The following is an 18684-nucleotide window of genomic DNA, read 5'->3' on the forward strand; positions in this document are numbered from 1 at the left end:
TGTGGCGTTGCGGTGGCGTCGCCTTTTTGTGTGGCCCCGATGGGGTCACGTCGCAATGGCATGATGCGCGCATGAAAGACCTGCACGCCGCGAAAAAGAGCGCCTGGGCCGACACCCTCCCCAGCCAATGGGGCCCCGAGCCCGCCAAGATTGAGATCCCGCTGGAGGGACATCCAGAACTACCGCAGCCGCCCCAGCCGCTGCCATCGGCCTCTTCCACCACGGTGGCCGCTACGCGCCTGCCCCTGGTGCGTTGGCTGGTCGAAGGCCTGCGGGCCACGCTGTTTTTTCGTCCCCGCACCGGCGCCAGCACGCCCACGCCCTGGCAGCTGATTGTGGTGGTGATGATCAGCACTGCGCTGATGCTGGCCATGGCCCGGCTGGAGGTGGTGGGGCCTGCGCAGTTCAACCTGCGCAACTGGCTGACCCCCCTGTGGACCGGCCTTGTGCTTTTGTGGTTGGGCTGGTGGGCCATGGCGCCCGCGCAGTCCCGGCCTCCCACAGACGGGGATGCTCCATCGGGCGGTGTGGCGGCCTGGTATGTGTTGTCCACCTGGGCGCCACTGCTGCCCACGCTGGCGTTGTATGGCCTTTTGGCCACGGTGACGCACAAGCCCTCCCTGTGGGCTGGTGAGGTGGCGGGCATCGCCTTCTGGGTCATTTATGGTTTTCTCACACTGTGGCTGGTGGCCGCGCTGGTGGTGGTCAGTGGGCGGTTCATCCGCTCGGTTGCCCGCACAGCGGTGTACGCCGCCGGTTTGGTGGGCGTGATTGCGCTGGGCACGTGGCAGTTTCCGGACCGGCCGTGGGAGTTTGATGCCGAAGCGGCGCGTGCACAGGCCGCAGCTTCGGGCGAGTCGGGTGACGAAGCGCCCGAGCCCGTTCGGCTGGCGCTGTCGCAGGCCGTGTTCGAGGCGCAGCAGCCCCTGCTGGAGCAGCAGCTTCAGGCACTGACCCCCGAACGTGCCGGTGTGGCCGATGTGTATGGCCTGGTGTTTGCGCCCTATGCGGGCGAAGAAGTGTTTCGCCGCGAAAGCACCATGGTCAGCCAGTTACTGCAAGAGCGGTTTGACGCCCAGGGCCGGGTGATCCACCTGCTCAACCATGCCGAAACCGCTGCCACCCATGCGTGGGCCACGCCGCAAAACCTGCAACGTGCCATCTCCGGCCTGGCAGAGCGCATGGACCGCGACAACGACGTGCTGGTGATCTACATGACCTCGCACGGCGCCCGCAACCACGAGCTGGCCGCTGCCCACTGGCCGCTGCAGGTGCCGCCTGCCACGCCCGAAATGCTCCGCGCCGCACTGGACGAGGCGGGCATTCGCCACCGGGTGATCGCCGTGTCGGCCTGCTACTCGGGTGGCTGGATCGAACCCCTGGCCACCGACGGCACGCTCATCATGACGGCGGCCGATGCTACCCACACCTCGTATGGCTGTGGCACGCGCTCCGAACTCACCTTCTTTGGCCGCGCGGTGTTCAATGAACAATTGCGCCAGACGCATTCCTTCACGCAGGCCTTTGAAAAGGCCGTGCCCTTGATTGCCCAGCGTGAGGTCGAAGCGGGCAAGGCCGACGGGTTCTCTAACCCGCAGATCCGCGTGGGCACGCAGATTGCTCCGGTTCTTCAGGCGCTGGAGAAGCGGCTGGAGTCCACCGCCGTGGACGGGGCGCCTGCGACTCCCGCGGCCAAACCGCCCTGATCCAAACACCCCACGGGCTGCCAGCCCGTTCGCTTTGCGCTAAGGTCCACGCCATGAATCTGTCCTTCCTACGCCTTGGCTGGCGCACCCTGGCGCGTGACCTGCGCGCGGGCGAGTTGCGGTTGCTCATCGTTGCGGTCACTTTGGCGGTGGCCGCACTGACCTCCGTGGGCTTTTTTGCTGACCGCCTGCAGGGTGGCCTGCAGCGCGATGCGCTGCAACTGCTGGGCGGCGACGCCGTGGTGGCCAGCGACAACCCCACCCCCGCCGCGTTTGTCGAACGCGCCAAGTCCCTGGGCCTGCAGACGGTGACCACGCTGGGCTTCCCCACCATGGGGCGCGCCAGCGACGCACAAGGCGGGGCCAGCAAGCTCGTGGCGCTCAAAAGTGTGCAGCCCGGCTACCCGCTGCGCGGCAGCCTCACGGTGGCCGATGCGCCCGGTGCGCTGGACCAGCCCACGCGCGACATCCCGGCGCGCGGCGAGGTGTGGGTGGATGCCCCCCTGCTCGAATCGCTGAACCTCGCCATGGGCGACATGCTCTTGCTGGGCGACTCGCAGTTGCGCATCGCGCGCATCATCGTCATCGAGCCCGACCGGGGCGCGGGCTTCATGAGTTTTGCGCCGCGTGTCATGGTCAACGAGGCCGACCTGCCCGCCACCGGCCTGGTGCAGCCCGCCAGCCGCCTGACCTACCGATTTGCGGTGATGGGCGCGGCCCCCGCCGTCAAGACCTTCAACGACTGGGCCATTGCCGAGCTGAAAAAGCCCGAAGTGCATGGCGTGCGCGTGGAGTCGCTCGAAAGCGGCCGCCCCGAAATGCGCCAGACGCTGGACCGCGCACAAAAATTCTTGAGCCTGGTCGCGCTGCTGGCCGCACTGCTGTCCGCCGTGGCCGTGGCCTTGGCGGCACGCGGTTTTGCGGCCGACCACCTGGACGCCTCAGCCATGCTGCGCGTGCTGGGCCAGAGCCAGCGCACCATTGCGGGCGCCTACACCACCGAGTTCGCGCTGATTGGCCTGTTTGCCAGCGCGCTGGGCGTGCTGCTGGGTTACCTAGTGCACTACGTGTTTGTGCTGCTGCTGGCCGGCCTGGTCGAATCGGCCCTGCCGCCTGCCAGCCTGTGGCCGGTGGCGTTTGGCCTGGGCATGGGGCTGACGCTGCTGTTTGCTTTTGGCTTGCCGCCGGTGCTGCAACTGGCCCAGGTGCCGCCGCTGCGCGTCATCCGGCGTGATGTGGGCGGGCTCAAGCCTGCGTCGCTGGCCGTGCTGGGCGTGGGGATTGCCGGGTTTGCGGCCTTGCTGCTGGCTGTCAGCAGCGACGTGTTGCTGGGCTTGATCGCCGTGGGTGGCTTTGCGGGCGCAGTGGCGCTGTTTGCCGGGCTGTCGTGGGTGGCGGTGAAGCTGCTGCGCAAGAGCGTGAACGAGGCCACCGCCCCCCGCTGGCTGGTGCTGGCCACGCGGCAGATCTCTGCACGCCCGGCCTATGCCGTGGTGCAGGTCAGCAGCCTGGCCGTGGGCTTGCTGGCGCTGGTGCTGCTGGTGCTGCTGCGCACCGACCTCATCAGCAGCTGGCGCAACGCCACGCCGCCCGATGCGCCCAACCGCTTTGTGATCAATGTGATGCCCGACCAGGCGGACGCGTTTCAACAACAGCTCAAAGACGGCGGCGTCGCCAAGTACGACTGGTACCCCATGATCCGCGGCCGGTTGATCGCAGTGAATGGCAAGACCGTGGGCCCCGCCGACTACACCGATGACCGCGCCAAGCGCCTGGTGGACCGTGAATTCAACCTCTCCAACGCCGTCGAGGCGCCGCCCCACAACCAGGTGATTGCCGGTGCATGGACGCCGGGCGAAGAGGGTGCCATCAGCGTGGAAGAAGGCATTGCCGAAACCCTCGGCCTGAAGATGGGTGACCGCCTGCAGTTCGACATGGGCGGCGTGCAGAACGAAGCCCGCATCACCAGCCTGCGCAAGGTGGACTGGGGATCCATGCGCGCCAACTTCTTTGTGATGTACCCGGTGGCTACCGTCAAGGATGTGCCTGTGACGTACCTCGCGGCCTACCGTGCGCCCGAAACCAACGGTTTTGACAACGCGCTGGTGCGCCAATTCCCCAACATCACCAACGTGGACATGGGCGCCACCATTGCCCAGGTGCAGCGCGTGCTGGAGCAGGTGATCCGCGCGGTCGAGTTTCTGTTCGCGTTCACCCTGGCCGCCGGCCTGGTGGTGCTGTTTGCCGCCGTGACGGCCACGCGCGAGGAGCGCGCCCGCGAATACGCCATCATGCGCGCCGTGGGCGCCCGGGCCAGCTTGCTGCGCCAAGTGCAGCGTGCCGAGCTGGTGGGTGTGGGCCTGCTCGCGGGCTTCCTGGCGAGCGCGGTGGCGGTGGGTGTGGGCTGGGCCCTGGCACGCTTTGTGTTTGACTTCACCTGGACGGCGTCGCCCTGGGTGCCGCTGGCGGGCGCGCTGGCAGGCGCCGTGCTGGCGCTGGCCGCGGGCTGGTGGGGGCTGCGCGAGGTGCTGCTGCGCCCGGTGGTCGACACGCTGCGGCGTTCGGCAGAGTGAGCGCTGGGCAGCCGTGTTAGCACCTTTTAGTATGTTTTTGATAGCTACTAGCGCTTAATGGGTAAGCGCTAGCGCCTGATTTGATATGAATTCTGAGACTTCTCTACCCCATGGCAGTGGCGACGAGCCCGCCGCCGCCGTCATCCCTTTCGAATGGATCGGCGGCGAAAGCCGCGTGCGCGCGCTGGTCGAGCGGTTTTATGACCTGATGGACCTGGAGCCCGGTTACGCCGAACTGCGCGCCGCCCACGGCAGCGAGTTGGCCCAGGCGCGGCAAAAGCTGTTCATGTTTTTGTGCGGCTGGCTGGGCGGCCCTTCGTACTACACCGATCAGTTCGGCCACCCGCGCCTGCGCGCTCGGCACATGCCGTTTGCCATCGGCATCAAAGAGCGCGACCAGTGGGTGGCGTGCATGGACCAGGCCATGGGCGAAACCGGCGTGCCAACGGACCTGCGCACGCGGCTGAAAGAAAGCTTCATGGGCACCGCCGACTGGATGCGCAACAAAGGCGTGTGAACCCGTTTCAGCGCTTGATGTTCGGGATGATGATGCTCCTGAAAATATAGCTATAAGCGCTTATTGGATAAGCGCTAGAGGCCAAAAACACTAAAAATTCATGGCATTTTGTGGTGGGCAGTGGTACCGTGGCTGCCCCTTCCTTCACCGGTCCAGGACGCCTTCCATGAAACATTCCCTTGTCTTGTGTGCTGGCCTTCTGGCCTGTGTTGTGAGCCACGCGCAGCCCGCACCCGCTGCACCCGCTGCAGGCAACGACACCTGGGGCAACGTGCCCACTGCGTCGGACGACCGCTTCACCAACCCCAAAAGCAAACTCTACGCAGGCCCCAACGGTTGGCACAACTTTGGCGAAGTGCGCGCCGAGGTCGCAGGGGCTGCGGGCAAACGCTATGCCATGAAGACGGGGCTCAACTACCTCGAAACCCCCAAGTCCTTTGTCTTCGCCACCAATTCGCAGTTGCAGGTCACCGAGATCGACTTTGGCACCCAAAAACCCGCGCCCGGGGTGTACGAGGTCAGCGCCAAGCCCAACGCCGCACAGAAGAAGGCCAAGGTGTCGTTTATGGATTCGTCCGGCGGCAAGCTGCTGGGCTGGGAAAGCGGCGACAAGGCGGGCAGCGTGACCGTGTCGCAGGTCAACGGCTACCTGTACTTCAAGGCGCGCGGCCTGCGCCTGGCGCCCGTGGGCATGCACAACACCGGCGACCTCAAACAGCCCCTGGTGCTGGGCGTGGAGGGTGCCGTTGCCCCCGAGTGAAAGGCGCACGACGGGGCCATCGGCGGCCTCGCTAAGATGCGCTCATTCACAACAAGGAGGGCAGGGTATGTCAACAACCGCTTGGGTCGTTTTGGGTGTGGTGGTGGTCGCGCTGATCTGGGCCGTCACCGTGTACAACCGGTTGGTGCAACTGCGAAACCGCATTGCCAACGCGTTTGGCCAGATCGACGTGCAGCTCAAGCGCCGGTACGACCTGATCCCCAACCTGGTGGAGGTGGCGCGCGGCTATCTGGCGCACGAAGCCGCCACGCTCGAAGCGGTCATCAAAGCCCGGGGCCAGGCCCAGGGCGCTGCCGCCGCCGTGCGCGCCAGCCCCGAAAGCGCCAGCGCCATGGGTGCGCTGGCCGCGGCCGAGGGCGTGCTGGGTGGCAGCCTGGGGCGCCTGATGGTGGTGGCCGAGGCCTACCCTGACCTCAAGGCCGACGCCACCATGCAGTCGCTGTCCGAAGAACTCACCAGCACCGAAAACCGCCTGGGTTTTGCGCGCCAGGCGTACAACGACCAAGCGCTGGAGTTCAACGACGCGGCCACGCAGTTTCCTGACCTCATCGTGGCGCGGCTGATGGGTTTCCCGCCCGCGCCCATGCTCGAGTCGACCCAGAGCGAGGAAGAGCGCACCGCACCCAAGGTGAAGTTCTGAGCGGCCTGAACAGCCTGGCAACCCTGAGACGGGCACAGACACCATGAAATTCTGGGACCACCAGACCAACGCCCGCAGCGAAACACGCCGCCTGCTGCTGGGTTTTACGCTGGCCGTGGTCGTGCTGGTGGTGGCTGTGCATGCCGCGCTGGCGCTGGCCTGGCTGCTGATGGCGGCCGTGTTGCCGGGGCATCTGGACTTTCCCCAGGGGTTTCTGGCGGCCAATGTGGGCGTGTCGCTGCTGCTGGTGCTGGGCGGCTGGTGGGTGGAGACGTCCAACCTGCGCGCAGGCGGCGTCAAGCTGGCCAAGCGGGTGGGCGCGCGCGAGCTGCGGCCCACGCTGTCGCACGCCGAGCAGCGGTTGTCCAACATCGTGGACGAGCTGTGTATTGCGGCCCACATGCCACGCCCCGAAATCATGGTCATGCCGCGCACAGACGCCATCAACGCGTTTGCCGCAGGTTGGGACGAGAGCGACGCCGTGGTGGCCGTCACGCAGGGCGCGCTGGACTACCTCAACCGCGAAGAAATGCAGGGCATGGTGGCGCACGAGCTGAGCCACCTGCACGAGGGCGACACGCGTTTGAAGATGCGCCTGGCCGGCATGGTGTTCGGGCTGGAGCTGGTCTACAACTTTGGCGACACGATGCGCGAGCGGCGCGGCCTGGCCTGGTGGTTTGGCTCGGCCATCATGCTGGCCGGGTTTGCCGGCTGGCTGACGGGCCGCATGCTGAAAGCCGCCGTGTCGCGCCAGCGCGAATACCTGGCCGACGCCCGCGCTGTGCAGTGGACGCGCAGCAAGGACGGCCTGGGCGGCGTGCTGCGCAAGGTCATGGCCCAGCGCCGCGACACACCGCGCGGGTATGAGCAGCACAGCCACTCCGGCCTCTCGCATCCGTCGGTGCAGCACATGCTGCTGGTGGACGTGGCCAGCGGCAGCCGCCTGGAGCATTGGCTGGACACCCACCCCACGCTCGACGAACGGGTGCAGCGCGTATATGGCCGCCGCATGCAACCCCTGCCCGCGGTTCCCGTGGCTGCCGGGCCCGAACCCCTGCGGCGCGAAGGCGGTGTTGCAGCGCCTGGGGCCACCACCATCGCGTCATTGGTGGACCCGTTTGCGCGATTCACCTGAGGGAAGAACAACGCCACCATGACAGCCACCATGTCAGAGCCTGTTCATCACCGCGGCAGCTGTTTGTGCGGCAGCGTGCGCTTTGAGACCACCGCGCCGCTGCAGGCCGCATCCCACTGCCACTGCTCCATGTGCCGCAAGGCGCACGGCGCGGCGTTTGGCAGCTACGGCAGCGTGCGCGCCGAGCACCACCGTTTTGTGCAGGGACAAGACCACGTGCGCGCCTACCGGTCGTCCGCCCAGGTCACGCGCAGCTTCTGCGCGGTGTGTGGTTCGCCCCTGCTGTGGCACAGCGAGGCAGCCCATGCCGACTGGGTGGCGGTGCCGCTGGGCACGCTCGATACGCCGTATGAAACACCGCCGCAAAAACACATCTTTGTGGCGTCCAAAGCGCCTTGGGTGGTGATTTGCGACGGGTACCCGCAGCAGGCCGAAGGGTAGGCACCGTGCCCGAAGCCACTCACCCCCGCTTCAATGTCTTTGGCCGCATCGTCGAGGTGCGGCGAGAAGGCGCCCAGTGGCAGGTCTACCGCGTGGGGGCCGATGGCAAACGCACGCCTGCAGGTTTTGTGGTGCCCGACTTTGTAGAAGAAGAGGATCTGGCGCAGTTTCTGGAAGATCTGTTCCACGAGAGTGCGTCGCCACACAACGGCGATGTGCATCGCATCGCCTGATAGCGCGTTGTGGGGGCTCACACCCACTGGTCGTTGGCGACAGTCCGTTCCCCCTTGGCGCCATCGCCGGTGTTCACCACGCCTCGTGGTTCTATCAAGAGCATCTTCACCTCGTGCTCCGCAGAGGGCCGGTGTTCCACGCCCTTGGGCACCACGGCCATCTGCCCTGCGCGCAGCACGATGACGCTTGTCTCGCCGTGGGGGCTGGCGCGGTGCTCGATGCGCAGTTCGCCGTCCAGCACCAGAAAGGTCTCGTCCGTGTCGGCATGCAGGTGCCATGGAAAGTCACCCAGCACCTTGACGACCTTGAACTGGTAGTCGTTCATCTCCGCGACGACGCGCGGTTGCCAGTGACCCTCAATCCGGCCGATTTTTTCGACCAGATCGATGGTTTGGGATTGGCCGCGCTCGGCGGGTGCGGCGGTTGGGTTTGCGGTCGGGGTCATCGGTCGCTCCATTCGAAGAGAAAAAGATGCCAACCGTACGCGGGCTTTCCGTGGCTGTATTGAACGTTCGTGGGCGGTCCGACAGGTTCCTAGGCGCCGTGGGCTCCCCCCGCCATGCGCAGCCAACGCCCGGGCGTCAACCCGAAGGTTTTTGAAAAATGGCGCGTCATGTGGCTTTGGTCGGCGAACCCCGCTGCAGCCGCAGCGTCCGACAGCGAACTGCCCCGCACCAGCAGGTGGCGCACGGTGTCGAGGCGCCTCATGGTCTGAAAGCGGTAGGGGCTGGTCCCGTAGAACACGCGAAAGTCGTTGGAAAGGCTCCAGCGATCGCGCTGGGTGGCTGCTTCCAAATCGGCCAGCGTCACCACCTGCGCGCGATGTTCGTGCAAATACGCGTGGGCGCGCCGCGCTGCCAGAAAGTCGCCCTTCGAATGCCGCGCGGGGGCGCCCGCAACGGCGTCGAGCGCATGCGCCAGTTCTGCAATCGCGTCGCTGTGTTCCAGCGGCTCTATCGTTGCGTCCATTTGCTGCAACAAGGTTCTGGCGGCTGCCGACAGGCGCGGATCGGTGGTCACACCGCCTTCGATGAAGGGCAGCGGCCTTCCCTGCAGCACTGCCTGGAACAGCGCGGGCTCCACGTAGATCATGCGGTACTGAAATCCCTCCTCCGTGCCCGCCTGTCCGTCGTGGGCCTCGTCGGGGTGCAGCACCATGGTGTGGCCGGGCAGGCTGTTGCATTGGCCGCGCCGGTAGCTGAAGCTTTGCACGCCAGCCAGCGTGCTGCCAATCGCATACGTGTCGTGGCGGTGCATGGCATACGCCTTGCCGTGAAAGCGCGCTTCCATGCGTTTCACCCCGTCGATCGGTTCGGCGTGTTTCACCCAGTCCAGAGGTGCAGGGGCTGGGGGTCGGCTCATGGCGGCATGGTACTGAAAACTGCCTTCATGTCAGGCCATGAAGCGCTGGATGAATACTATTATTTTCATAGCTGGTGGCGCTTATGGAATAAGCGCTAGAGGCCATTTTCATGTGTTTTTTCGGAGCACAGGCTGCAGCAGCACCACCAGCGCCCCCGCACCGCCATCCATCGGCCGGGCCTGCACAAACGCCAGCACCTCGTTCTTTTGCACCAGCCAGCGCTGCACCCGGCTTTTGAGTACGGGGCTTTTGCCGGGCGAGCCCAGGCCCTTGCCGTGCACCACGCGCACGCAGCGCATGCCGGTTTTGTGGGCGTGGCGGATGAAGTCGCCCAGTGCTTCGCGCGCCTCGTCCACGCGCAGGCCGTGCAGGTCGAGCTGGCGCTGAATGCTCCAGTGGCCGGACCGCAGGCGGCGCGTCACCTCCACGCCAATGCCGGGGCGGCGAAAGCTCAGTTGATCGTCGGTGTCGAGCAGGGTGCTCACATCAAAATCGTCGCTGATGGATTCGAGCAGCACGCGCTCTTCGTCCAGCCAGTGCTGCACGGGCAGCGGCGGTGGCTGGAGGCGGCGCAGGCGCGCCACGTTGGGGTTGCGCAGGGGCGTGACGGCGCCCACGCTGCGGCTGAACAGGTGGCGCTCCGCATCCAACCGCGCGGCGGCTTCGCGGCGGGCTTTTTCTTCGGCCTCTCGGCGCTCTTGCTCGTCGCGCAGGCGGCGGGCCACGGTAGCCAGGTCTTGCAGCTGGGTGATGCGTTCGCTGGGGCGACGTGGCGCGGGCGGAGCGCGGCGCGGGGTGGGTGGGGTGTCCCCGCGTGCCACAGCGGGTGGCGGCGGATTGCGCAGGGGCCGCTGGGCGGCCTTGGCGGCGGCCTTTTTGTCGCCCAGCCCTGCGCGTCGGGCGGCCCGTGGCGTGGAAGGTGTGGGGGCGATGTCCGGGTCCGGGGGCGTACTGGCGACCACTGCCCGTGCTGCCCGTGCCGCACGCGCCAGCGCAGCCTGCAGCGCCGTCGGTGCCGCCGTGGGGTCTGGTGGGGCCGGTGGGCTCACATCAAGCCCTTGTCGGCCATCGACAGCGCCTGGCCCGGCGCCACGATGACGTGGTCCAGCACGCGCACGTCCACCAGCGCCAGCGTGGTTTTCAGGGTCTGGGTCAGCGCCTCGTCGGCGCGGCTGGGCTCCACGCTGCCGCTGGGGTGGTTGTGGGCCAGCACCACGGCTGCCGCCTGGTGGTGCAGGGCGCGCAGCACCACCTCGCGCGGGTACACGCTGGTCTGCGTGAGCGTGCCGCGAAACAGCTCCTCCATGGCCAGCAGGCGGTTTTGCGCATCGAGGAACAACACCGCAAACACCTCGTGGCCCTTGGCCGCCAGGTGCAGCTGCAGGTAGTGTTTGACGGCGTCGGGCGAGTCAAACACCTCCCGCTCGCGCAGTTGCTGGGCGAGGGCGCGGCGCGCGAGTTCCAGCACGGCCACCAGCTCGGCGCGTTTGGCGGGGCCCAGGCCCTTGATGCGGGTGAGGTCGGCCGCGCTGGTGTGCAGCAGCCCGGCCATGCCACCGAAGCCACCGCTCACTTTGCCGGTGGTGGCGTCCACGCTGGGCGCCTCCAGCAGCTCTTGCGCCATCTGCAGCACGCCTTTGCCCACGATGCCGGTGCGCAGCAGGATGGCCAGCAGCTCGGCATCGGCCAGGGCGGCGGGGCCACGCGCCAGCAGTTTTTCGCGGGGCTGGGCGTCGGAAGGCAGGTCTTTGAGGGGCATGAAGCTGGGTCTTTGACACCCGTCAGGCGCTGACGGGCGTAGGGCTTTGCCCGGTTTTCTACAATGCAGGCCAGTTTATCGGTACTTTCATGACCTCTCTCGACGCTTCTCTCCCCACCGTTCAGCCCGGCTCCTTCCTTACGCTGCACTACCGCCTGGCCGGCCCGGCAGGGGATGTGATCAACACCTTTACCGACAAACCGGCCACTTTGTCCCTCGGCACGGGCGAGCTGTCGCCCGCCATGGAGCAGCGCCTGTTGGGCCTGGCCGAAGGCACGCGCACCACGTTCGACATGCCCCCCGGCGAGGCTTTTGGCGAGCGCAATGCCGACATGCAGCAGTGGGTGGCCAAGAAGCTGCTGAACCAACTGGGCGACCCGGACGAAAAGTACAACGTGGGCGATGTGGTGCAGTTCCCCACGCCCGACGGGCAGGGCAGCTACGCGGGTGCGGTGCTGCAGGTGCGGGACGATGGTGCCGTGCTGTTTGACTTCAACCACCCGTTGGCAGGCCAGCCGGTGACGTTTGAAGTGCAGCTGATCGGGATCCTGTGATGCAAAAACCCCAGGAGATTTTGCTGGCCGAACCCCGTGGCTTTTGCGCGGGTGTAGACCGCGCGATTGAGATCGTCGAGCGCGCCATTCAAAAGTTTGGCGCTCCCATCTATGTGCGCCACGAAATCGTGCACAACACCTATGTGGTGAACGACCTCAAGGCCAAGGGCGCGATTTTTATCGAAGATCTGGCGGACGTGCCCCCCGGCGCCACGCTGGTTTTCAGCGCCCACGGCGTGAGCAAGGCCGTGCAGCAAGAGGCCGTGGCGCGCGGCTTCAGCATTTTTGACGCCACCTGCCCGCTGGTGACAAAGGTGCATGTCGAAGTCGCCAAGCTCGCCAAAGAAGGCTACGAGTTCATCATGATCGGCCACAAGGGCCACCCCGAGGTCGAAGGCACCATGGGCCAGCTCGACCACGGCATCCACCTGGTGGAAGACGTGGCCGACGTGGCCCACGTGCAGCCCGCGCAGACCGCCAAGCTGGCCGTGGTTACGCAGACCACGCTGAGCGTGGACGACGCCGCCGAAATCTCTGCCGCCGTGCGCGCGCGCTTCCCCAGCGTGCGCGAGCCCAAGCAGCAGGACATCTGCTACGCCACCCAGAACCGGCAAGACGCCGTCAAGGTGCTGAGCCCGCAGGTGGACGTGGTGATTGTGGTGGGCAGCCCCACCAGCTCCAACAGCAACCGCCTGCGCGAGCTGGCCGCCAAGCTGGGCACCACCGCCTACATGGTGGACAGCGCCGACGAACTGAAGGGCGAGTGGTTTGACGGCACCGCCCGCGTGGGCCTGACGGCCGGTGCCTCGGCGCCGGAAATTCTGGTGCAGCAGGTCATCGACCGCATCAAGGCACTGGGCGCGGTGTCGGTGCGCACCATGGCGGGCATTGAAGAAACCATCAAGTTCCCGCTGCCCAAGGGGCTCAAGATCGATGCTGCCACGGGCCTGAGCATCAGCGAGCGCACGCCAGAGACAGGGCCTGCCGGGCATTGAAGGCCACGGGGCACAACCGCCTGTGGTTCAGAAATACTTCTGTTTTGATAGCTGCTAGCGCTTGATGGATAAGCGCTAGAGGCCAATTTGACTCATATTTTTGGTGCCGGGCGGGTCAATGACAGGCAATGACCTACAGCGCCATCGCGGGCCCGCTCCACAAATCCAGCGGCGGGTCGGCCGCCACCGCGCGCAGGATATCGGTGCGCGAGATAAAGCCCGACAACACACCCGCCTCGTCCGTCACCGGCAGGCCGGGCAGGCCGGTCTCCAGCAGCACGGCCGCCACGCGGCGCAGTTCGGTGTCTGCGGCCACGGTGGGCACGGGGCTCACCATCACTTCAGACACGGGGCGGCGCGCCAGGTCAATGGCCTGTTTGACGGCACCGGGCTCGGGCAGCAAGTCCAGCGGCGCCATGTCGGCCCGCAGCAGCAGGCCAATCACGCGGCCCAGCGCATCCACCACCGGGGCCTGCGCCACCTTGTGCTCAGCCAGCGTTTGCCAAGCATCGTTGACCACCGCATCCGACAACACGCTGAGGGCGCCGGTGGTCATCACATCGCTCACCTTGGTCAGCGGCTGGCGCGCGGCCTGGGGGCCTTGTTCTGTCTGGGCGTAGGCGCTCACGGCGTCCTGCATGCGCAGATTGACCACGGCAGCGGGCGCGGCACTGGCGGCATCGGCCGCAGCGGGGTCATGGGGCATGCGGAAGGTGGGGACGGGTTCGTCGGGCACATCCAGCGCGCGGGTGCGCAGTGCCTGCGGGCGTTGCACATTGCGCACCGCAGAAATGCGCGCCAGGTTTTCGGGTCCGCCCCGGTACATCTGGCCTGACGGGCCGAACACAAAGAACATGCTTTTCTCCTGGGGGCAGGCCCGCAAAGGACGGTGGCAAAGGCGGTGGCAAGGGACTGCACTGGCCATGTTATCGGCAGTTGTGCGGCGCGCATGCAGTCATGCGTTGTGTCTGCATGTTGCGGCTGCCCCTACACTGCCCCCCTTTGCCTCACCGGAGCCCCTGCATGATCGACCGCGCCGCCATCGCCGCCGCCCGCCGCCAACTCGCCACCCAGCCCGACTTTCTGCGCACCACGCCGCTGATGCGCGTGTCCGGCCGGTCTCTGGGTGTGGACTGCGGCGAGGTCTGGCTGAAGCTGGAGCACCTGCAGGTGGGTGGCAGCTTCAAGGCGCGCGGCATGTTGTACCGGCTGCTCGCCAACCCCGTGCCCGACAGCGGCGTGATCATTGCGTCGGGTGGCAACGCCGGCATCGCCGTGGCGGCCGCTGCTAAAGCCCTGGGCGTGCGCTGCGAGGTGTTTGTGCCCGAAGTCTCGCCCGAGGCCAAGCGTGCCCGCCTGCGTGCCCTTGGTGCTGAGGTGGTCGTCACCGGCGCCGCCTATTCACAAGCATTCGAGGCCTGCGTCGCCCGCCAGAAGGCCACCGGCGCACTGCAGGCCCATGCCTACGACCAGCCCGAAGTGGTGGCGGGCGCAGGCACCCTGGCGCTGGAGATGGAAGAGCAGGGCGGCCGCCTGCCCGACACGGTGCTGGTCAGCGTGGGCGGCGGTGGGCTGATTGGCGGCGTGGCGGCGTGGGTAGAGAGCCGTGCCCACGTGGTTGCGCTGGAGCCCGAACGCGCGCCCACCCTGCACGCCGCGCGCGCTGCGGGACAGCCGGTGGATGTGGAAGTGGGCGGTGTGGCCGCCGATTCCCTCGGCGCCCGCCGCATCGGCGCCATCGGCTGGGAGGTCAGTCAGCGCCATGTGCATGAAGCACTGCTGTTGCCCGACGACGCGATTCGTGCTGCCCAACTGTGGCTGTGGAAAGAGCTGAAACTGGCCGTGGAGCCTGCTGCCGCGCTGGGCCTGGCAGCCTTGCAGACTGGCGCATACAAGCCCCAGCCGCAGGAAACCGTGGCGCTCATTCTTTGCGGTGCCAATTTTGACGCTGCAAGCCTCGCCTGAGCCCAGGCCGACCACCCCTTTAAAATCCAGCCATGCTTGACATCCTTCTTCTCCGCAAAGACCTCGACACCGCCATCGCGCGTCTGGAAACCCGCAAAAAGCCCCAGCCCTTCCTGGACGTCTCCGCGTTCCAGGCCCTGGGAAGCGAGCGCAAAACATTGCAGTCCCGCACTGAAGAGCTGCAGGCCCAGCGCAACCAACTGTCCAAGCAGGTCGGCATGCTGATGAGCCGGGGCGACAAGGACGGCGCCGAGGCCATCAAGGCCCAGGTGGCGGCAGGCAAGGCAGAGCTGGAGCAATCCGCCGCCCGCCTGGAACAAATTCAAGCCGAACTGCTGGCGATGCTGGTGGCCGTGCCCAACCTGCCGCACGCATCCGTGCCTGTGGGCGCCGACGAATCGGGCAACGTCGAAGTGCGCCGTTGGGGCACCCCCGCCACGTTTGCTTTCGAGGTCAAAGACCACGTGGATGTGGGCACCCCGCTGGGTCTGGACTTTGAAATGGGCGCCAAGCTGTCGGGCTCGCGTTTCACGGTGATGAAGGGCCAGATCGCCCGCCTGCACCGCGCCCTGGCGCAGTTCATGCTGGACGTGCAGACTACCGAACATGGCTACACCGAGTGCTACGTGCCGTATGCCGTGAACGCCGATTCGCTCAAGGGCACCGGCCAGTTGCCAAAATTTGAAGGCGATTTGTTCGCAGCCAAAAAGGGTGGCCAGGACGGTGAGGCCGTGCCGGACAACACCGCGCTGTACCTCATCCCCACCAGCGAAGTACCCCTGACCAACTTTGTGCGCGATGTGGTCACGCCGGAGGCCGACCTGCCCATCAAGCTGACCGCACACACGCCGTGCTTTCGCTCTGAAGCTGGCAGCGGCGGGCGTGACATTCGGGGCTTGATCCGCCAGCACCAGTTCGACAAGGTCGAGATGGTGCAGATCGTGCACCCCGACAAAAGCTACGAAGCGTTGGAAGAAATGACCGGCCACGCCGAAGCCGTGCTGCAAAAGCTGGGCTTGCCCTACCGCGTGATGAGCCTGTGCACCGGCGACATGGGCTTTGGCGCCGCCAAAACGTATGACCTGGAAGTGTGGCTGCCCGCGCAGAACACCTACCGCGAAATCAGCTCGGTCAGCAACTGCGAAGCCTTCCAGGCCCGCCGCCTGCAAGCCCGCTTCAAGAACGCGCAGGGCAAGAACGAACTGGTCCACACCCTGAACGGATCAGGCCTCGCCGTAGGCCGCACGCTGGTCGCCGTGCTGGAGAACTACCAGCAAGCCGATGGCAGCGTGACGATTCCGGACGTTCTGCGGCCTTACATGGGTGGGGTTGTAGTTCTGGCGGCCTGAAAACCTTGCTATACTCGAAGGCTTCGACACATAGGAGAGGTGGCAGAGTGGTCGAATGTACCTGACTCGAAATCAGGCGTGGTAGCAATATCACCGTGGGTTCGAATCCCACCCTCTCCGCCAGCATCAAGGCCCTGTAGCTATCGAATCAGTAGCACAGGGCCTTTTTCTTTTTGGGGGATGGGAAATCTTCGGCTCACCCACAGCTTTGGTGATGCGTCTGTGCTCAAGTGGTCGTAGCGCTGTGTGCTGCCACACGGGCCCTCGCGGCCCGTTTTTCATGTCGGCCGCGCTTTTGTTGGAGTGTCTTCGTGCAGCCTCAAGCCTCAACAGCGTTCAGCGCCGCAACCCGCAGCGGTAACACCAAGCGAAACTCTGCTCCCCGACCCACATCGCTGTCCACCTCCAGCGTCCCCCCATGCCGTTGCACGACGGTATGCACCAGCGCCAGCCCCAGGCCCACACCGCTGATGGCTGGGTGGCTGCGGTCGTGCAGTCGCTGAAACGGTGCAAACAACTGGCCCTGCAGTTCGGGGGCGATGCCTGGACCCTGGTCGCGCACCGACACCACCCAGTGGCGGTCGCGTTGTGTGATGGCACACACCACCGCGCTCCCGGTGGGGCTGAACTTGACGGCGTTGTTGAGCACGTTGGCCAGCGCGCGGCACAGCAGCGACCGGTCGCCCAGTGCGGGTGCCGTGTCTGGTGTGGTGCTGATGGTGACCTCCACCTCGCCTTCCCGAGCCAGGGCCCACACGTCGTCCACGGTCTCTGCCAGCACGGCCACCAGGTCCAGGGGCGCCATGCGGTATTCCTGTGTTTGTGCGCTGGCCAGTTTGACGAAGTTTTCGGCCATGCCCAGAGAGTTTTGTGCGTACCGTTCGATGCGCTGCATCAGCTCTTCGTGGGGCATGCGGTCTGGGTAGGCGCGTTGCATTTCCAGCAGGGTGAGGATGGACGCATTGGGCGCGCGGATGTCGTGCGAGATGAAGTTCATCGCCTGATCGCGCTGCTGCAGCGCGCGGCGCATGTCGGTGATGTCTACCAGGGTCAGCAACCATCCCGCCTGCGCAAGGTCGGTGAAGGGCTTGCATTGCACCAGCATGCTGCGGTCTTTGGCGTCGCGGCCTTCGGCTTGTTCTGGCATGCAGCCGCTGCGCAGCTTGTCTTGGGTGATGAGCGGCAGGTTGGTGCCCGTTTGCACCAGATCGCGCAGCAGCTCTACCGCCGACAAGCCCTGCAGCGACACGTCGGCGTCGCCACCCACATGGAGGCGCGCGGCCACGTTGGTCAGCAGGATGCGCCCTTGCGGGTCGCACACCAGCGTGGGGGAGGGCAGTTGCTGCAGGCTTTCGCTCACAAAGTGGTGCAGATCGCGCAATTGCCGAGAGGCGCGTTCTACGGCGTTGATGCGCCGTTCCAGAAAATCGCTGGTATCGCCCGGGCGTTCCCGCAACCGCATCGAAAGCCCGTCTTTCTGCAGGCGCTCCATCTCCAGTCGCAGAAAGTGCGCTGCTGCGCTCAGCCGCCGCCAGCTCCAAAGTGGGTAGGCCAGCACCAGTCCCACCAAGGCTGCGGCGGGGGCAAATTGCAGCCCGACCCACCCGGTCAGGGCCACGCTGAGCAGAACGGTGGTTGCGGCCAGCGCAGCGCTGGTGAGCAGCGCCACAAACGGACCCAGCAGCAACAGCGCCACCAGTGCACCCGCCACGGGCAGCAGATTGAAGACGAGGTTGCGCACCGGTGCCGCTGGCCGTATCTGCACGCCCGACAGACTCCCGTCCAGTACATGGCTCACCACTTCGACGCCCGGCATCAAACGCGACTGCTGGCTGACCGGTGTCGCAAACATGTCGCCCAGGCCCGACGCTGCGGCGCCCACCAGCACGTATTTGCCCTTGAAGGCGTCACCGGGCACCTGGCCGCGCAGAACGTCAATGTACGAGTACGTGGTGAAGTGCGCGGGGCCTCCTGCGTAGGCGATCAGCGCAGGCTCCGAGCGTTGCCAGGGGCTGCCCTCTGCCTGCGCGGGGTCTGCGGTCTGCGAGCCGGGCGTGGCGGTGGGCGCTGCTCCGCAGGGGCGCTTGCCTGCATCGGCCACGCACTGCATGGCCGTGCTGAAGTGGGGCCAGGGCGCTGTTGTGGGGCCCTCCTGCAGGTACAGGCCGCGCACCACGCCGTCGTCGTCGGGCGCTACATGCACATGGCCCAGGCCCGCCGCTGCGGCGGTAAACGCAGGCCAGGGCAGGTCGGCGGCATTGGCGGTGGGCCCATGGCCGCGCCGCAGCACGGGAAGCACCACGCGGCCACTGCGTGTCAGGGCACCTGCCAGCAACAGGTCGTCTGCGGGGTAGTCCAGATCCTCTTCGTTGAACAACACGTCCATGCCGATGACGCGCGGGCTTTGCGCGGAGATGCGGTTGATCAGCTCGGCGTGCAGGGCGCGCCGCCAGGGCCAACGCCCAATGGCAGCAATGCTGCGGTCGTCAATGGCGACGATGACGATGTCGGGGTGTGCGGGGCGTGCCACCAGGCGCAGACCCACGTCTTGCACCAGGTGGTTCGCGCCGCTCAGGCTTGTCGACACGCTGAGCCAGGCCACCAGGCCGAGCAAGGCGATGGCCAGCAGGCTCCACTCCAGCCGCCGCCGTTGCCCGCGGGTGCGCGCAATG

At 66.3% G+C, this 18684-nt stretch carries 18 protein-coding genes and 1 tRNA gene; 13 read left to right on the forward strand and 6 right to left on the reverse strand.

What is annotated here, in order from left to right; genetic code table 11:
• The first annotated feature begins 71 nt into the window (after positions 1-71).
• From ACK41V_RS03375 to ACK41V_RS03410, 8 genes are all read left to right on the forward strand, one after another.
• Entirely contained in the window at positions 72-1706 is a 1635-nt protein-coding gene (locus tag ACK41V_RS03375; protein ID WP_409777804.1) for a C13 family peptidase, read from the forward strand.
• Positions 1707-1759: 53 nt separating this feature from the next.
• Positions 1760-4279, forward strand: a complete 2520-nt coding sequence (locus tag ACK41V_RS03380; protein ID WP_409777807.1) for an ABC transporter permease — start codon at positions 1760-1762, stop codon at positions 4277-4279.
• An 85-nt stretch (positions 4280-4364) separates the two neighbouring features.
• Positions 4365-4796: a group II truncated hemoglobin gene (locus ACK41V_RS03385; protein ID WP_409777810.1), complete on the forward strand. Its 432-nt coding sequence runs from the start codon at positions 4365-4367 to the stop codon at positions 4794-4796.
• 166 nt (positions 4797-4962) lie between these two features.
• Entirely contained in the window at positions 4963-5556 is a 594-nt protein-coding gene (locus tag ACK41V_RS03390; RefSeq protein WP_409777812.1) for a hypothetical protein, read from the forward strand.
• 67 nt (positions 5557-5623) lie between these two features.
• The gene (locus ACK41V_RS03395; protein ID WP_409777815.1) at positions 5624-6217 is read left to right on the forward strand and encodes a LemA family protein; all 594 of its coding nucleotides are present in this window, start codon (positions 5624-5626) and stop codon (positions 6215-6217) included.
• A 43-nt stretch (positions 6218-6260) separates the two neighbouring features.
• Positions 6261-7352, forward strand: coding sequence for a M48 family metalloprotease (locus ACK41V_RS03400; RefSeq protein WP_409777818.1), 1092 nt, complete (start codon positions 6261-6263; stop codon positions 7350-7352).
• 18 nt (positions 7353-7370) lie between these two features.
• Positions 7371-7793: a GFA family protein gene (locus ACK41V_RS03405; RefSeq protein ID WP_409777821.1), complete on the forward strand. Its 423-nt coding sequence runs from the start codon at positions 7371-7373 to the stop codon at positions 7791-7793.
• A gap of 5 nt (positions 7794-7798) precedes the next feature.
• Complete coding sequence (locus ACK41V_RS03410; RefSeq protein WP_409777824.1) at positions 7799-8026, forward strand: hypothetical protein; 228 nt, start codon at positions 7799-7801, stop codon at positions 8024-8026.
• Positions 8027-8043: 17 nt separating this feature from the next.
• Here ACK41V_RS03410 and ACK41V_RS03415 read toward each other — a convergent pair whose 3' ends face one another.
• The 4 genes from ACK41V_RS03415 to radC all read right to left on the reverse strand — a co-directional run bounded on the left by ACK41V_RS03415 (position 8044) and on the right by radC (position 11149).
• Positions 8044-8472, reverse strand: coding sequence for a cupin domain-containing protein (locus tag ACK41V_RS03415; protein WP_409777826.1), 429 nt, complete (start codon positions 8470-8472; stop codon positions 8044-8046).
• A gap of 89 nt (positions 8473-8561) precedes the next feature.
• Complete coding sequence (locus tag ACK41V_RS03420) at positions 8562-9389, reverse strand: AraC family transcriptional regulator (RefSeq protein ID WP_409777829.1); 828 nt, start codon at positions 9387-9389, stop codon at positions 8562-8564.
• Positions 9390-9497: 108 nt separating this feature from the next.
• On the reverse strand, positions 9498-10124 hold the full coding sequence (locus tag ACK41V_RS03425; protein ID WP_409778016.1) for a Smr/MutS family protein: 627 nt from the start codon (positions 10122-10124) through the stop codon (positions 9498-9500).
• Between the two features lie 311 nt (positions 10125-10435).
• Entirely contained in the window at positions 10436-11149 is a 714-nt protein-coding gene (gene radC / locus ACK41V_RS03430) for a RadC family protein (RefSeq protein ID WP_409777832.1), read from the reverse strand.
• A gap of 89 nt (positions 11150-11238) precedes the next feature.
• Between radC and ACK41V_RS03435 the strand changes: the two genes are divergently transcribed.
• Positions 11239-11703: a peptidylprolyl isomerase gene (locus ACK41V_RS03435; RefSeq protein WP_409777835.1), complete on the forward strand. Its 465-nt coding sequence runs from the start codon at positions 11239-11241 to the stop codon at positions 11701-11703.
• The gene (gene ispH, locus ACK41V_RS03440) at positions 11703-12698 is read left to right on the forward strand and encodes a 4-hydroxy-3-methylbut-2-enyl diphosphate reductase (RefSeq protein ID WP_409777838.1); all 996 of its coding nucleotides are present in this window, start codon (positions 11703-11705) and stop codon (positions 12696-12698) included. The genes ACK41V_RS03435 and ispH overlap by 1 nt, the downstream gene beginning before the upstream one ends.
• A 133-nt stretch (positions 12699-12831) precedes the next feature.
• Here ispH and ACK41V_RS03445 read toward each other — a convergent pair whose 3' ends face one another.
• Entirely contained in the window at positions 12832-13554 is a 723-nt protein-coding gene (locus ACK41V_RS03445; protein ID WP_409777841.1) for an HPP family protein, read from the reverse strand.
• A gap of 167 nt (positions 13555-13721) precedes the next feature.
• Between ACK41V_RS03445 and ACK41V_RS03450 the strand changes: the two genes are divergently transcribed.
• The 3 genes from ACK41V_RS03450 to ACK41V_RS03460 all read left to right on the forward strand — a co-directional run bounded on the left by ACK41V_RS03450 (position 13722) and on the right by ACK41V_RS03460 (position 16135).
• The gene (locus ACK41V_RS03450; protein WP_409777844.1) at positions 13722-14663 is read left to right on the forward strand and encodes a threonine/serine dehydratase; all 942 of its coding nucleotides are present in this window, start codon (positions 13722-13724) and stop codon (positions 14661-14663) included.
• 32 nt (positions 14664-14695) lie between these two features.
• Positions 14696-16012 (forward strand): serine--tRNA ligase, encoded by a 1317-nt coding sequence (serS, locus tag ACK41V_RS03455; protein ID WP_409777846.1) that lies wholly within the window; start codon positions 14696-14698, stop codon positions 16010-16012.
• A 33-nt stretch (positions 16013-16045) separates the two neighbouring features.
• Positions 16046-16135: transfer RNA gene (locus ACK41V_RS03460), tRNA-Ser, on the forward strand.
• A 196-nt stretch (positions 16136-16331) separates the two neighbouring features.
• Here the strand turns inward: ACK41V_RS03460 and ACK41V_RS03465 are convergent.
• Positions 16332-18683 carry a CHASE2 domain-containing protein gene (locus ACK41V_RS03465; protein WP_409778018.1) on the reverse strand — a complete coding sequence of 784 codons (2352 nt, stop codon included), beginning with the start codon at positions 18681-18683 and terminating at the stop codon, positions 16332-16334.
• Position 18684 lies beyond the last annotated feature (1 nt).

Source organism: Acidovorax sp. (genome assembly GCF_046291265.1).
GTDB lineage: Bacteria > Pseudomonadota > Gammaproteobacteria > Burkholderiales > Burkholderiaceae_C > Acidovorax.

Bases quoted from the DNA above. Each gene is read 5' to 3' on its own strand.
- ACK41V_RS03375 (WP_409777804.1), top strand. From the start codon at position 72: ATGAAAGACCTGCACGCCGCGAAAAAGAGCGCCTGGGCCGACACCCTC.
- ACK41V_RS03380 (WP_409777807.1), top strand. From the start codon at position 1,760: ATGAATCTGTCCTTCCTACGCCTTGGCTGGCGCACCCTGGCGCGTGAC.
- ACK41V_RS03385 (WP_409777810.1), top strand. From the start codon at position 4,365: ATGAATTCTGAGACTTCTCTACCCCATGGCAGTGGCGACGAGCCCGCC.
- ACK41V_RS03390 (WP_409777812.1), top strand. From the start codon at position 4,963: ATGAAACATTCCCTTGTCTTGTGTGCTGGCCTTCTGGCCTGTGTTGTG.
- ACK41V_RS03395 (WP_409777815.1), top strand. From the start codon at position 5,624: ATGTCAACAACCGCTTGGGTCGTTTTGGGTGTGGTGGTGGTCGCGCTG.
- ACK41V_RS03400 (WP_409777818.1), top strand. From the start codon at position 6,261: ATGAAATTCTGGGACCACCAGACCAACGCCCGCAGCGAAACACGCCGC.
- ACK41V_RS03405 (WP_409777821.1), top strand. From the start codon at position 7,371: ATGACAGCCACCATGTCAGAGCCTGTTCATCACCGCGGCAGCTGTTTG.
- ACK41V_RS03415 (WP_409777826.1), bottom strand. From the start codon at position 8,472: ATGACCCCGACCGCAAACCCAACCGCCGCACCCGCCGAGCGCGGCCAA.
- ACK41V_RS03420 (WP_409777829.1), bottom strand. From the start codon at position 9,389: ATGAGCCGACCCCCAGCCCCTGCACCTCTGGACTGGGTGAAACACGCC.
- radC (WP_409777832.1), bottom strand. From the start codon at position 11,149: ATGCCCCTCAAAGACCTGCCTTCCGACGCCCAGCCCCGCGAAAAACTG.
- ACK41V_RS03435 (WP_409777835.1), top strand. From the start codon at position 11,239: ATGACCTCTCTCGACGCTTCTCTCCCCACCGTTCAGCCCGGCTCCTTC.
- ispH (WP_409777838.1), top strand. From the start codon at position 11,703: ATGCAAAAACCCCAGGAGATTTTGCTGGCCGAACCCCGTGGCTTTTGC.
- ACK41V_RS03445 (WP_409777841.1), bottom strand. From the start codon at position 13,554: ATGTTCTTTGTGTTCGGCCCGTCAGGCCAGATGTACCGGGGCGGACCC.
- ACK41V_RS03450 (WP_409777844.1), top strand. From the start codon at position 13,722: ATGATCGACCGCGCCGCCATCGCCGCCGCCCGCCGCCAACTCGCCACC.
- serS (WP_409777846.1), top strand. From the start codon at position 14,696: ATGCTTGACATCCTTCTTCTCCGCAAAGACCTCGACACCGCCATCGCG.